The organism is Flavobacterium sp. GQ95 (assembly GCF_059758655.1).
Map to the genome: position 1 here is coordinate 1 of NZ_JCAXEB010000020.1, position 15,638 is coordinate 15,638.

The window sequence follows — 15,638 nt, forward strand, 5'->3', positions numbered from 1 at the left end:
TGGTGATTTTGAAAATATCGAAAATGGACTTTTAGTTTCTGTAAAAGATAAAACGATAAAAGTTACTTCTGCAAAAGAAAACATTAAAGAAGTTACGATTTTTGATATCAACGGAAAACTACTTTATAACAAAAAGAAAGTTGGATCTACAGAGTTACAAATTTCAAACCTGCAGGCAGCCAATCAGGTTTTATTGGTAAAAGTGACTTTGGAAAACGATTTTACAGCTACCAAAAAAATTATATTTCAATAAATAAAAATGTTTACAATACCGAAAAGAGATGCATAATGCGTCTCTTTTTTTTGTGCTATTTCGAAAAATCGATATCCTTAAACTAAATCTAAATATCACTAAAAGTGGGTATTGTGCTTTTTTTAAAAGCCACTTAAATTACGGTTAATTCTTATGATTTAATAGTAACCTGATATTTTCGATTTTGATTAAACATTTATTTGTTTCATTGGTTTTACTTAATTGCATTAGTAAAACAGAAGTTTACGCACAACAAGGAAAGGTAGACGCAACTTTTAATACTCTTGATGATGGTTTAATAGGTGATGGTTTCGATAATACAGTTCGGAGCTTAAGCTTACAGGCCGATCAAAATTTAATTGTCGGCGGAGATTATTTAAATCTTAATGGAATTCCATCCTCTTATCTAACCCGTTTAAAACCTGACGGATCTATAGATGAAACTTTTAATACAGGAAGCGGTTTCAATGGTAAAGTCTATACTACTTATGTTCAGCCTGACGGTAAAATTATAGTTGGAGGTAGTTTTACCTCTTTTAATGGAATTAGCTGCGGAAGATTGGTTCGTTTAAATTCAAATGGTTCATATGATATGTCGTTTGATACTTCAGTTGCTGCAACTACAGGAATTCTTTATGAAATTTCTGCGCAACCCGACGGGAAAATTATAATTGTGGGAAGTTTTACAAGATATAATAACGTAACAGTCAATCGGGTCGCCCGTATTCTTTCAAATGGTTCTTTAGATACTTCTTTTATAACAGGTTCGGGTACTTCATCAAATATTACAAATGTCATTGCTTTATCAGATGGGAAAATTTTGCTGACTGGGAACTTTACTTCTTTTAATGGGATTCAAAGGAATAAAATTGTCCGTTTATATAGTGATGGACGTGTCGATACGAGTTTTAATAGCGGTGCCGGTTTTGACGATGATGTAAGTGCTATGGCAGTTCAGTCTGATGGTAAAATTGTTTTAGGTGGAAAATTCACCAATTATAATGGAGTGCTTGCCAATAGAATTATTCGGTTAAATAATGACGGAAGCATTGACGACAGTTTTTTATCTGGTTCTGGTCTAAGTGCAGGTACTGTTCAGGAAATTAAAATTGACACTTTTGGGAATATTATGATTGGTGGTTCTTTTACAGGTTCTTATAATGGTAGTGACGTCAACAGAGTTTGTTTTTTGAATTCTAATGGGGTACTAAAAACAGATGTTGATTTTGGTTCCGGACCTGCTTCAGCATCGGTTTTGGCATTGGCAAATGATCTGGAAGGTTCCTGGTATATTGGAGGTTCATTTTCGATTTTTGACGGGTTGAATCAGGGAAGACTAGCCAAGATTAATCCGGAAGGAGAATACGATACCGGATATTTGGCAGCAGGAATTGGTTTTGATAATTCGGTTTTAAAGGTTTTATCACTGGAGAATAAAAAAACAATGGTGTTTGGTAATTTTAAAAAATTTAATGGTGTTTTTGTTTCCAGAATTACCCGTCTTTTAGAAGAAGGAATAATAGATCCTGATTTTAATACAGGACAATTAGGAGCCAATAATTTAATTAAAACAGGAGTATTACAATCAGATGGAAAAATCATTTGCGGAGGGAATTTTACAAAATACAATGAAACACTTACCAATAGGATAATTCGAGTTTTGCCTGATGGGGCAGTTGACGATACTTTTAGCATAGGCACAGGTTTTAATAGTCAGGTGTATGCAATGGCTATTCAATCTGATCAAGGAATCCTTGTTGGAGGAAATTTTACACGTTATAATGATACTCCTGTAAACAGATTAATTCGATTATTACCTAATGGTTCACGGGATACAAGTTTTAATGTTGGTCTTGGAGCCGATGCAATTATCGAAGCTATCTTGATTCAGCCCGACAAGAAAATTTTGGTTGGGGGTCGTTTTTCTAATTTTAATGGTCAGTCAATTTCACGTTTAGTTCGATTAAATGCTGACGGAAGTATCGATTCAGGCTTTAATGTCGGAAACGGGTTTGATAAATACATATATGCAATGGCATTGCAATCTGATGGAAAAATTATCATAGGAGGAAGTTTCATCAATTATAATGGATCTTCACAAAAGCGTATAGTTCGATTAAATAGTAATGGAAGTCTGGATACCTCTTTCGAATCGGGTCCGGGTTTTAGTAAAGGAGATGTAAGGAGTATTTTGGTGCAGCCCGATGATCGAATTTTAGTTGGAGGTACTTTTTCCGGAACATACAAAAATTATACGTCTATGCGGCTTTTGCGTTTATTGAAATCGGGTGATTTTGATACTTCTTTTGATGTTCGTCTTAACAACAAACTTTACACGATGAGTTTTACAGCAAATCAGCGGCTGATGATTGGCGGAGATTTTAATTCGGCTTCAGGCATATCCAAACATCGAATTGCAAGATTGAAACTTTGTCTGGAAGCTACAGTCTGGGATGGCAGCAATTGGTCAAATGGTTTTCCATCTGGTGGAAAAGAAGTGTTTTTTAAGGAAGATTATCCTTCTTTGATCTCGGCAAATGTATGCAGTTGTAGCATTGATTATGGAAAAACAGTTACGCTTTTAAGTGGTAATACTTTAGGTATAGAGTTTTCCTATTTAGGTTTTGGAACATTAGTTTTAGAAGATACAGCAAATTTATATCAGTCAGATGATGAAATGATTAATACGGGAATACTGCATCTTAAAAGGAAGAGCTCGCCAATTCTTAAATCTGATTATACTTATTGGTCATCTCCCATAAATAACCAAAAATTACTTGATGTTTCTCCTAATACAGCATCTGATAATTATTATTCTTTTTTAAATTATGCCTGGCAAAGAGAAAGCCCTTCTGATAATATGATTGTGGGTAAGGGGTATATTATTCAGGGACCTAAAAACTTTTCTCCAACTATTCCTGAAAAATATGAAGCTGTTTTTAAAGGCATTCCTAATAATGGAATAATTAATGTAAATATTGGTACTGCAAACATCTATAATTTAGTTGGTAATCCTTATCCGTCTACGTTAGACGCTGATGCCTTTTTAAATGTAAACAAAAAAAATATTAAGGGAACCCTTTATTTCTGGACACATAATACTCCTTATGCTAATAATAAATACACACAGAATGATTATGCGGTTTATAACAGGCTTGGTGGTGTTGGCACCAGGGCAGCGTTGACATCAGGAATTAACGAGACTGTTCCGGATGGAAAGATTGCTTCAGGACAGGCTTTTTTTGTAGGCAGCTTAAGTGAAGGAACTATTGAATTTAATAATAGCATGAGGACTACCGAAAAAAATTCCATTTTTTTTAAGCCGGAAAAGATAAATGATGTAAGTAGTAAAAATAGGTTCGAAAGACATCGTATATGGTTGAATCTAAAAAGTACAGGAGGTATTTTTAAACAGATTTTAATCGGATATATTGAGGGGGCAACGAATTTATATGATAGTAATTATGATGCAGAATCATTTAATGCTAACCAGTTTGTAGATTTTTATAGTAAAGTTGAAAATAAAAAATTAGTGATTCAGGGTAGGGGTTTGCCATTTGTAGAAACAGATTCCATTCCGTTAGGTTATTCCAGTACAATAGAAGGTGAATTCAGCATTAGTATTGATCATAAAGATGGGATATTTGAAAACACGTCTGTTTTTATAGACGATAAGGATTTGAAAATTAAATATGACCTCTCAATCGGGGCTTATATATTTTCTACAAAAAAAGGAACTTTTAATGATCGTTTTAATTTGAATTTTGTGGATGGAAGTTTAAAAACAGATTCCTGGACAGAAAAAACCAATAAAATTATAGTTTCTGCAAACAAGAAGAACATACTCATAAATGCCAATCAAAATAATATTAAGGATGTTATAATTTTTGACGTTTCAGGGAAACAAATTTATAGAAAACAGAGGGTAGAAAACACCAAATTTGTCATTGAAGATCTATCTTCTAAGAATCAAATTTTATTGATAAAAGTTAGATTAGAAAACGGATTTGATTCAACCACTAAAATTATATTTTAATCTTATTTACAAGTCATTTCTATCTAAAAGAAATAACTTTTTTTGAAATAACTTTTACTCCAATTACTCTTTTCTGACGCTTTTTTTTATGTTAAAATTAATTTTAACATATTTTTTTTTCAAATCATTATATTTTTTAATGAAAAACTAAAAAATGTGTATTTCATTTATCAGGTGAGTTACATTTTTTAAATGTTGAATTGCATAAAAAAAGAATATTTATAAGAAATAACTTAGTGTAATAAAATTATTATTTTGCAGTGAAAATATAAGTCTATGATTTAGATTTAGTTAGTTTAAAATTGTAAATTGTTTAGTGTGTTTTTTGGGAAAAATGAGGTTAAAAAACAGTTTAAAATCCTCTAAGGTAGAATGCTCAAAAAAGCAAGTTTTCTTAGCGCTTTTTTAAAATAATTTATTTCAAAAATGTATTGTCAAATTTAAATTTTACATGAGATGGACAAAAAACTACTTTTGATTTTTAAACGGAGCGACGATAACAAGTACAGGAACGGGGAATTGGACTTCTCCAACCTCATGGATTGGCGGTGTTTTGCCTACAGCAAGTGATGATCTAATTATAGATAAGGCTCATCTATAACGCTTAATACAAATGTTTCTCTAAAATCTTTAACAATAAATGACCCCTTATTCGCTTCTGGAGACCTTATAGTATCATCTCCTTCAGGGAATGTACTAATTGTGATGATTAATAGATTATTGGATTTTTAATACGAATCAAAGTTCTATTAGTTTTCCGGCCGGGACAATTGTAGCTATCAATCCCTAGGGAAAAATTGATGATACAGGAGCAGGATGTTCAACTCAGGTTGCAATCTTTATTGGTAAAATACTAAATGTGAAAAATGTAGAATTATAACTACATTTTTATATTGTTGTAAAAAAAATCGTACCTTGTTAGTGTGATTCGATAAACAAACATAAAAGCACGGTGTATTACATATTTTTCCTTTTCTCGCCAAAAAAACTAAACGCATAGTTTTTATCTGCCTTAAGATTTAAATGCCCATTTCAGGATACTTCTTCTATATTCCTGTTTTTTCAATTATGCGGTATTTAAATTTTAAAAATAATTTTCATTTGAGTTTTTAACTATTAAAAATGTCGGAGTATGAAAAAATATTTACTTAAGTCGTTGTTTTTTTTTCCGTTTTTAATTTCATCTTTTATTTTACCAAAACTATTTAGAAATAGAATTTGGTCTACTAAACTTAAATTGAGCGCATTATTGTCGCTCATATCACTCTCTTTATGGGCACAACCTCCACATACGTTTAATTCAACGGGAACTTTGTTTGTTCCTGCCGGAGTTACCCTTATGGATGTTAAGGCATGGGGTGGTGGAGCAGCAGGTGGAGGAGCCAGCGGTGCTGTCCTTAATGGAAGAGGTGCAGCAGGTGGTGGTGGTGGTGCATATGCAAGAAGTAATATTGCTGTTACCCCCGGAGTAACATTAAATGTTTTGGTTGCAGGAATAACCGCGAATGTTCTTGTAGGTGGCGCGGTAACTAATGGAGCTGGAGCTGGAAATTCGACTATTCAAGGGTATGAAGCTTTCATCTTAGCTGTTGGAGGAGCTGGAGGATCTCGAAATAATTCTGGAGGAAATCCTTTAGGTGGAGCTGGTGGATCAGATGTAGCTTCTATTGGCCTTACTGAAAAGGCCCCTGGAGCAAATGGAGGTAATGGAGACACTGGAGCCGTTGGTCTATTACTTAATTCAGGAGCTGGTGGAAATGCTGGTGGGACTGGCGGCGGTGTTGGTGGTCTACGTGTTGAAAGTTTTCTATTAGGGAATGCTCCGGGAAATCAAGGTGCTGCTCCTGGAGGAGGGGGGAGTGGCGCTATGAATTCTTTATTGGGCGGGCCACAGGTTGGGGGAACTGGAGCGGCTGGTCAGGTTATTATTAGTTATACTTGTCCAATTTATAGTATTTCAGGAGTTTCAACATCAAGTGTTTGTACTACATCTGGAACCTCAACAATAACCTTAGCAGGAAGTGCAGGTTCTTTGCCAGTTGGAGTTTATAGCGTAACTTATAATCTTACTAATCCGGTTCAGAATAACTTAAGTATTGCAATGACTGTTACAACGGCAGGCCAGGGCACTTTTGCATTGACAGGTTTAACCGCTGTTGGTACAAGAAATATAACAATTACCAAATTAACATCAGGAGCTTGTTTTAGTGATATAACATTAAATAATAATGCCAATATAGTTACTTCTGCAGTTACAGTTGGTGGAGTTATTGGTGGCAGCACCGCAGTTTGCTATGGTTCTACAAGTGGAACACTTTCATTGACCGGAAATGTTGGCTCGGTTTTGAATTGGGAATCCACAGTGAGCCCTTTCTCTACATGGACTCCTATAGTAAATACAACAACAAGCTATGTTTCAGGGGCATTAACAGAAACAACCAAGTTTAGAGCCGTAGTTCAAAGTGGAGGATGTGCTGTACTAAATTCTGCGGAAATATCAGTAGCTATTAATCCTTTGCCTCAAGGAAGTTTAAGTGCTAATGGACCATTTTGCGGAACTGGTTCTCCACAATTGACTTTTACAGCCACACAAGGTACGGGGCCATATACCATAATTTACAAAGAAAATGGAGGAGCAGATCGCACGGCAACAGGAGTGGTAAGTGGCACGCCTTTTACGCCTTTTACAAATTCGATAAACAGTTCAACAACCTATACATTAGTTTCTGTGACAGGTGCAAATACATGTTTAAGACCAAATGGATTTACAGGAGGGTCTGCATCTGTAACTGTTATTACTAAACCGTCTACGCCAATTTTAGGAACAATCGTCCAGCCAACTTGCGTTACGTCAACAGGGAGCGCTGTATTAAATGGATTAATCGCAGCAGCGAATTGGACAATTACGCAAAACAACGGTACTGTTAATCAGACTTATTCTGGTTCAGGAACTACTTTTACCGTTCCTAATTTAGCTCCGGGAAATTACACTTTTACAATACATGAAAATGCTAGTTGTCTTTCATTGCCAACTGTAAACGTTCAGATAAATGCACCTATTACAAATGTGTGGGACGGTGCAACATGGTCAAAAGGAAGCCCGCCAATAAGTACAGATGCTATTGAGTTTTCTGGAATTTATCAGACAATAGGAGATTTAGCAGGTTGTTCATGTGTTGTGAAGATAGGTGCAAATGTTACTGTGAATTCGAATCACACCTTGACAATTACAAATTTTGTCAATAATGTAGGAGGTATATTCACTTTTGAAAATAATGCAAGTTTGATACAGATTAATAATTCTGTTAATTCCGGAAATATTAATTACAAGAGAACAAGTAAGCAAATTCTTCAGGCTGATTTTGTGTATTGGTCAACTCCGGTTAATCCACAAAAACTGATTGATGTTTCGCAATTTACTGAAAGTGATAAATATTTTAGATTTAATGGAACAGCCTGGGTACCTACGGACAGAAATACGAATATGACTGTTGGCAAAGGGTATATAATTCGTGGGCCTGAAACTTATTCTAATACCATCAGGGCCGATTATACAGCTTCCTTTATTGGAGTGCCTAACAATGGGAACGTGACCACAGAAGCTCTTGATAGTGGAAAATACTACCTGCTCGGAAACCCTTATCCATCAGCATTGGATGCGGATCAATTTATAACAGATAATCCAATTTTACAAGGAACCTTGTATTTTTGGACACACAATACACCGGTCATTTTAGGAGGTTATTATCGATATAATGTTAATGATTATGCAAGTTATAATTTAACTGGAGGTGTTGTAACCAAAAAAGCGGCAACAGCTCCAGGATATAATAATCAGGCACCAGATGGTAAAATAGCGGCTGGACAAGGTTTTTTTGCCGGGATTAGCTTACCTGGTACGATAACTTTTACCAATTCAATGCGTTTTGGTTCAAACAATCAGTTTTTTAAACCAGCTAAAACCTCAAAACCAGCGATTGTAGAAAAAAATCGTTTATGGCTTAACCTTTCCAATACTGAAGGAGCTTTTAAGCAAACTCTTATCGGATACATAGGAGGAGCAACAAACGATACAGAGAGAGGATATGATGGCGCTACCTTTGATTCTAATAAATATTTGGATTTTTACAGTGTAAACAATGGAAAAAAATTGGTAATTCAGGGTCGTGCTGTCCCTTTTGTAGATACTGATACTGTGCCACTAGGATATAAGAGTGCCATTGAAGGCGATTTTACTATTTCGATAGATCAGGCTGATGGTAATTTGCTTAATCAGGCTATTTATTTGGAAGATAAATTAACCAGTTCGATTCATGATTTAAGAAGTAGCGGTTACACTTTTTCAACTGGAATCGGTACTTTTGATGACCGTTTTGTTTTGCGTTATACAAATAAATCTTTGGGTATAACCGATGCTGAAGATGTGGAACAGACGCTTTTTGTTTCTGTAAAAGAGAAAATAATCAAAATTACATCAACTAAAGAAAATATGAGCGAAGTATCTGTTTTTGATGTTACCGGAAAATTGTTATATAATAAAAAGAAAATTGATGCAACAAAGTTGCAAATCTCCAGTTTGCAATCACAAAACCAGGTTTTGCTGGTGAAAACAACTTTCGAGAATCAATATACAAGTACAACCAAAATTGTTTTTTAGTATTTAAGGTGCTAATAAAAAAGCACTTGAAACTTAGGCTTCAAGTGCTTTTTTATTGCTGTTAAGCAGATTTTGCTAAATTCTCATGCGTATTCTCAATCGCTTTTTGATTTTTATAATCAATCCATTTCTGGCCTTTAAATTTTCGCATCATAATATCAAAATGGCGCATAATAAAAACATTATAAGCCGCTTTTGATAAATTAGTAATATTTTTTGGGAAAGCACGTAAACTCATAGAAAATCCCGGAGTCAAATATTTCATATAATGCCAGTATCCTTCGGGCATATACAACATCTCACCATGTTTGAGATTGGTGATATAACCCTCTGCATTTTTTAGGGCGGGAAATTTTTCATAATCAGGATCATCAAAATCAATGTCTTCTCTGGAAATTAAGGCATGAGGTACTTTGTACATATATTTTGACTGATCAGGAGGAAAGATCATACATTGTTTTTCTCCATGAAAATGAAAGTGCAAAATATTAGAGTAATCAATGTCGAAATGCATAAATACTTTCGAATTTTCTCCGCCAAAAAATAACATTGGCATTTGCTTGACCAGTTTTAATCCCATATCAGGCCACAAAAAGTCATCTTTTAACGTTGGGACTTCCTTCATTAAATTATAAAGGAAAATACGATAGTTGGTAGGCTTTGATTCTAAAAGATTGATATAATCGCTCATTTTCATTTTAGTATGTGCTTCATTAAAGCCATCTTCATGATTAACGGGTCTATTGTCGTATAAAGGAACGACAGTGTCCCCGGCGATTTCATTGATATAGGATAATCTCCATTTGTGATACGCTGGCCAATCTTCGGTCAGTTCTTCAACTACAACTGGAATTTGTTTTTTGACGTATTGGGAAATAAAATCAGCTTTTGAGATCTTTTTTACCCTATCGATTTGTTTTAAATTCATCTCTATTAAATAAAAAAATTGCTTATAACGCACGTTATAAGCAATTTAAAAATATTTTTCGAGATTTATTAACTCATTTAATTAAATTTTTGATTTGATCGAAGCCTCAAGGTTTCTATCAATAGTATGTCCAGGTCTTGACCATTTTGGTTTTTCCCCTAATGGAGCAAACTGAGAATCTGCTGCTTCAACTGTTTGAGGTTGCGAAACCTTAACAAATGGTTTTTGCGGAATCAATCCTAACATTTCAAACATTTTCATGTCTTCATGCACATCCGGGTTTGGAGTTGTAAGTAATTTATCTCCGGCAAAAATAGAATTTGCACCAGCGAAAAAGCACATTGCTTGTCCTTCACGGCTCATATTGGTTCTTCCTGCAGATAAACGAACCTGAGTATCTGGCATAACAATTCTGGTTGTTGCCACCATACGAATCATTTCCCAGATTTCTACCGGTTTTTCTTCTTCCATTGGAGTTCCTTCAACAGCCACCAACGCATTGATTGGTACTGATTCTGGTTGTGGGTTCAAAGTAGAAAGCGCAACAAGCATTCCTGCTCTGTCTTCAATACTTTCTCCCATTCCGATAATTCCTCCACTACAAACCGTAACATTCGTTTTACGAACATTCTCAATAGTTTGTAAACGGTCTTCAAAACCACGTGTAGAAATTACATCTTTATAATATTCTTCAGAAGTATCTAAATTGTGATTATAAGCATATAATCCTGCTTCTGCCAAACGTTGTGCCTGGTTTTCAGTAATCATACCCAGTGTACAACAAACTTCCATATCAAGTTTATTAATGGTGCGAACCATTTCTAAAACCTGATCGAATTCTTCACCATCTTTTACGTTTCTCCAGGCAGCTCCCATACAAACACGAGATGATCCGCTTGATTTTGCACGCAAAGCCTGAGCTTTTACCTGACTAACGCTCATTAAGTCGTTTCCTTCGACACCTGTGTTGTAACGTGCAGCTTGCGGGCAATAGCCACAATCTTCAGGGCAACCCCCGGTTTTGATAGATAGTAAAGTCGATACCTGAACAACGTTCGGATCATGTTTTGTTCTATGAATTGTGGCTGCTTCATAAAGCAGGTCCATCATAGGTTTGTTATATATGGCGATTATTTCGTCTTTTGTCCAATTGTGTTTTGTAATGCTCATCGATGCAATTTTTTGATGCTTCAAAAGTAGTTAAATTGTTCTAATCAACCAATGTGTATTTCTGTAAATGAATATTTGACAGGTATTTTCAAAAAAGAAACACTCTAAAATCATAAAAAAGTATAATTCTATGATTTTAGAGTGTTTAAATTGTAGATTTATTTAAAAAAATTAATCGGCTGCATATTTATTATTCCAATATAACATCATCATTAATGTCACAATAACCGATGATGCAACTCCTTCAAAAAGCAAACAAATGCAATAAGTTGGTACAGAAGGATTTCCTCCAAACATAAAAGTTTCTGATAAACCTTGTACATAAGCGTCTCCACCTCTTGCATAACTATAAACTAATAATCCGAATACACTCATGCATACACCAACTACAGAGGTAGTCATTGCTGATACGGCATTAGATACAAAGTTAGTTTCTCCTTCGCGAAGATTCATTTGCATGGTCCTGTTTACACCATAAAATATGAAAAAGACATTTAGTGTACGCAGATAAAACAAATCTGCAAGTCCTAATAGGTTCATCAATAAAAAATAAATGCCTATTCCGAGGAAAATCAAAAAACCGTTGGTAATTTCTTTAGGTAAATTCATAGTGGTTATTTTAAGGAAGTTAATAGCAAATGACTGACAAACAGTTGCATATCAAATTTACTAAAAAAATAACTACGATGATTTAAAATTGCGGAAAAGTATGTTTGAAAGCTTTCTAAAGATTTTGAATGAAAGCCAAAGCGTCAATCTTATCCTGATTTAGGTGCGCTTTAAGTAAATCAACGGAACCAAATTTTTGTTCTTCGCGAAGATAATGTAATAAGGAGACTTCGATTTTTTCGCCATAAATATCAGCATCAAAATCAAAAAGATTTACCTCGATGGTTTGTTTTTCACCATTTACTGTCGGATTAAAACCAATATTCATCATTCCAAAAACTTCATTTTGACCGATTAAGACTTTTACAGCATAAACACCATTCTTCGGAATTAATTTATAATCTTCTTCAATTTGGATGTTAGCTGTCGGAAAACCAATAGTTCGTCCTAATTGTTTTCCTTTTACAACTTCACCGGTTAAAAAATAATTGTATCCCAAATAATCATTGGCCAAAGACATGTTTCCTTCATTTAAGGCCTTTCTGATTTTGGTTGAACTTACTGAAACATCCTGAATTTCCTGAGCAGAAATTTGTTCGACTTCAAAACCATATTCTTCACCAAAAGCAATTAAATCGTCAATGTTAGCCGTTCTGTTTCTTCCAAAACGATGATCATGTCCAATAATTATTTTCTGAATATGAAATTGATCGACTAAAATAGAATGCACAAATTCCTCAGCAGTTAATCTTGAAAAACTTTCGTTAAAAGGATGAATAACAAGATTCTCAATTCCGGTTGCTTCTAAAAGTTTTGTTTTTTCAGAAATTGTATTTAAGAGTTTAATTTCTGATTTCTCTTGTAAAACCATTCGTGGATGCGGAAAAAATGTAAGAACTAAACTTTCGTATTTGCCGTTTTCCGTGTTTTGAGTAATTCGTTCCAGAATTTTTTTATGACCAATATGAACACCATCAAAGGTGCCAAGAGTTAAAATAGTTTTCTTGGTCGAATGGAAATCGTTTATAGAATGAAAGAGCTTCAAAACAAATAATTTAAGATGGTGCAAATTTATACTATCTATTTGAAATTTTATACTACCCACAATTGATTTTTGATGCCATTTTGGCTCTTTTTAGTTAAAAATGGTTTACTGGTCGACTAAAAAAGATTAAATGTCGTTTATATGTAAGAATTTGATTTAATTCTCTTAATTTTGATTTTTCAAATACCATTGAGTATGAAAAAACTACTACTTTTTTTATTTGTTATTTTTTGTTGTGTTAAAATTCACGCTCAAAATGATGATTTATGGCAAAGAACAACCTCAAATGCTACTTTAAATAAGAGGATAAATTCATCTGATTCAGAAAGAATATACTATAAACTGAATTCAGATTTCTTAAAAAACAAACTTGCCAGTTCAACGGCTAAAGGTTCAAAAACCAGCACCTCAGAAATTACATTTCCAAATTCAAAAGGTGTTCTGGAACGTTTTATTGTTTGGGAATCGTCTAATTTTGAACCTGAATTACAGGCAAAATATCCTGAAATCAGAGCTTATGAAGGAAGTGGTTTAGACGATAAATCAGCAAAAATACACTTTAGTGTTTCTCCAATTGGAGTGCAAACTATGATTCTTCGTGCAGATAAAGCAACTGAATATATAGAAGAAAACCCAGAGGATAAAACGCAGTATGTTTTGTTTACTTCTGATAATACAAACGATTCTAAAAGACTAATTTGTAAAACAACTGATTTAATTTCTGATAAAAGCAATACTGGAAAGACAGCAAAAACAGCATCAAACGCACAAGTTTTTAAGACAATGCGTTTGGCTTTGTCCTGTACGGCAGAATATACCATCTTTTTTGGAGGAACAAAAGCAGGTGCACTGGCAGGAATGAATGCAACTTTAACCCGTGTAAATGGTGTTTTTAATAAAGATTTAGCTGTAAAAGTGGTTTTGATTGCAAATAATGATGCCATTATCTACACAGATGCAAATGCAGATCCGTATTCTGAGGCTGATAAAGGAGCAGATGGCGCGTGGAATCAGGAAGTGCAGACTACATTGACCAACGTAATTGGAAATGCAAATTATGATATAGGGCATTTATTTGGCGCTTCGGGTGGTGGAGGAAACGCTGGTTGCATTGGTTGTATTTGTACAAATCCAACAACAAATAATCCATTGGCAAAAGGAAGTGCCTACACCTCACCTTCAGACGGACAGCCTCAAGGAGACACTTTTGATATTGATTTTGTTGCACACGAAATGGGACATCAATTAGGGGCAAACCATACTTTTTCTTATGATGCTGCCGAAAGAACCAATGTAAATGTTGAACCAGGAAGTGGTTCTACTATTATGGCTTATGCCGGTGTAACGGGAGATTATGATATTCAAAATGTTTCTGATGATTATTTTGCTTATGCTAGTATTTTGCAAATTCAGAATACCCTTGCTGGCAAAAGCTGCCCGGTTAACACTACCATTATCAATAATCCGCCAACGATCGATGCCGGTCCTGATTATACTATTCCGATCAGTACTGCATTTGTTTTAAAAGGTACAGGATCTGATCCTGAAGGAGATGCAATAACCTATAACTGGGAGGAATACGACAATGCTACCACAACTTCAGGCGGAAATAGTATTGCCTATCCAACAAAACCTGACGGACCTTTGTTTCGATCAGTTGTTCCTAATAGTTCGGCTATGCGTTACATGCCAAGTTTTAATTCTGTACTTCAAAATAAATTGACTACAACCTGGGAATCTGTATCCTCTATTGCAAGAACATTGCATTTTACTTTAACAGCAAGAGATAATGCAGCTTTAGGAACAGCTCAGACCAATACAGACTTTATGATTGTAACGGTTGCTTCTTTTGCGGGACCATTTGCAATAACGTCACACGCAAGTGATGGTGTTAGTTGGTGGCAGGGGCTAAGCGAAACAGTAACATGGAGTGTCAATAATACCAATACTTTAGAAGGTTCAACAGCGGTTAATATCAAACTATCTACAGATGGTGGCTTGACTTTTCCAATAACTCTGGCGGCTAATACGCCAAATGACGGTTCTGAGACCATCACGCTTCCAACGAGTGTACCTTCGTCTAAAAATTGCAGAATTTTAATTGAGCCAACAGGTAATATTTATTATGCGATAAATAGCAAACCGTTTTCGGTAGGATTTACATCAACTATAAGTTGTAACTCTTATAGTTTTGGAAGCTCTTTTTCAATTCCAAACACCACAACTTTTGTTACACGAACTGTGACAGTTCCAGCATCTGGAGCAACTGTTTCAGATGTAGATGTTGTGGTTAATGTGACACATACAAGGTTTTCAGATCTTGAAATTCAGATAGTAAATCCACAAGGAACTGTTGTGCGATTGTTTAATAGAGATTGTGGGTCTACAAATTCAACTTTAGCAATGCAATTTAATGATTCCGGTGCTGCTTTAGATTGCGACAGGACAACCGAACAAATTGTTATTCCGGTTGATTTGTTAAGTGTTTTTAATGGACAAAATACTGAAGGACCCTGGACTTTAAGAGTTCGGGATGCTGTTGCCGGGAATTTCGGGACATTAAATTCAGCTTCCATAAATATTTGCGATCAAAGCTATACTTTAGAAGCACCTGATTTTGAAAATATCGATTTTGTATTGTATCCAAATCCAAACAAAGGAAGTTTCACCATTCAATTTGAAAGTAAATCTAATGATGGAGTTAAAATTTTTGTGCACGATATTTTAGGAAAGAAAGTGTATGAAAATATTTTTGAAAGCACATCAAATTTCAATCAGAACATTCAATTGCAAAATGTTTCTGCCGGAATCTATTTGGTAACGGTTATTGACGGAGATAGAAGAACAGTTAAGAAAATTGTAGTGAATTAAAATTCCAATCTTTTAAAATTCCAAATTCCAAGTTATATCTTTTGAGACTAATTTGTTTTCAGACAAAGA

The 15,638-nt window shown here is 34.7% G+C and carries 8 protein-coding genes; 4 read left to right on the forward strand and 4 right to left on the reverse strand.

Going from position 1 to position 15,638, the window contains the following annotated elements:
• From AC6CH4_RS24355 to AC6CH4_RS24365, 3 genes are all read left to right on the forward strand, one after another.
• Nucleotides 1-253: DUF8694 domain-containing protein (locus AC6CH4_RS24355; RefSeq protein WP_498107645.1), on the forward strand; the 253-nt coding region annotated here is incomplete at its 5' end.
• 184 nt (nt 254-437) lie between these two features.
• The gene (locus AC6CH4_RS24360) at nt 438-4,289 is read left to right on the forward strand and encodes a DUF8693 domain-containing protein (RefSeq protein ID WP_498107647.1); all 3,852 of its coding nucleotides are present in this window, start codon (nt 438-440) and stop codon (nt 4,287-4,289) included.
• A gap of 1,132 nt (nt 4,290-5,421) precedes the next feature.
• Nucleotides 5,422-8,946 carry a DUF8693 domain-containing protein gene (locus tag AC6CH4_RS24365; protein WP_498107649.1) on the forward strand — a complete coding sequence of 1,175 codons (3,525 nt, stop codon included), beginning with the start codon at nt 5,422-5,424 and terminating at the stop codon, nt 8,944-8,946.
• A gap of 61 nt (nt 8,947-9,007) precedes the next feature.
• Here the strand turns inward: AC6CH4_RS24365 and AC6CH4_RS24370 are convergent, their stop codons facing one another.
• From AC6CH4_RS24370 to AC6CH4_RS24385, 4 genes are all read right to left on the reverse strand, one after another.
• Nucleotides 9,008-9,874 carry a cupin-like domain-containing protein gene (locus tag AC6CH4_RS24370; protein ID WP_498107651.1) on the reverse strand — a complete coding sequence of 289 codons (867 nt, stop codon included), beginning with the start codon at nt 9,872-9,874 and terminating at the stop codon, nt 9,008-9,010.
• 81 nt (nt 9,875-9,955) lie between these two features.
• The gene (bioB, locus tag AC6CH4_RS24375; protein ID WP_498107653.1) at nt 9,956-11,044 is read right to left on the reverse strand and encodes a biotin synthase BioB; all 1,089 of its coding nucleotides are present in this window, start codon (nt 11,042-11,044) and stop codon (nt 9,956-9,958) included.
• 171 nt (nt 11,045-11,215) lie between these two features.
• Entirely contained in the window at nt 11,216-11,653 is a 438-nt protein-coding gene (locus tag AC6CH4_RS24380) for a hypothetical protein (RefSeq protein WP_194657583.1), read from the reverse strand.
• Between the two features lie 115 nt (nt 11,654-11,768).
• A complete protein-coding gene (locus AC6CH4_RS24385) occupies nt 11,769-12,698 on the reverse strand; it encodes a bifunctional riboflavin kinase/FAD synthetase (RefSeq protein ID WP_498107655.1) in 930 nt (309 codons plus the stop codon).
• A 195-nt stretch (nt 12,699-12,893) separates the two neighbouring features.
• On the opposite strand from AC6CH4_RS24385, the gene AC6CH4_RS24390 reads away from it, so the two are divergent.
• The gene (locus tag AC6CH4_RS24390; protein WP_498107657.1) at nt 12,894-15,569 is read left to right on the forward strand and encodes a zinc-dependent metalloprotease; all 2,676 of its coding nucleotides are present in this window, start codon (nt 12,894-12,896) and stop codon (nt 15,567-15,569) included.
• The last annotated feature ends 69 nt before the right edge of the window (nt 15,570-15,638 follow it).

Coding starts and splice junctions, on each gene's coding strand:
- AC6CH4_RS24365 (WP_498107649.1), top strand. CDS start 5,422: ATGAAAAAATATTTACTTAAGTCGTTGTTTTTTTTTCCGTTTTTAATT.
- AC6CH4_RS24370 (WP_498107651.1), bottom strand. CDS start 9,874: ATGAATTTAAAACAAATCGATAGGGTAAAAAAGATCTCAAAAGCTGAT.
- bioB (WP_498107653.1), bottom strand. CDS start 11,044: ATGAGCATTACAAAACACAATTGGACAAAAGACGAAATAATCGCCATA.
- AC6CH4_RS24380 (WP_194657583.1), bottom strand. CDS start 11,653: ATGAATTTACCTAAAGAAATTACCAACGGTTTTTTGATTTTCCTCGGA.
- AC6CH4_RS24390 (WP_498107657.1), top strand. CDS start 12,894: ATGAAAAAACTACTACTTTTTTTATTTGTTATTTTTTGTTGTGTTAAA.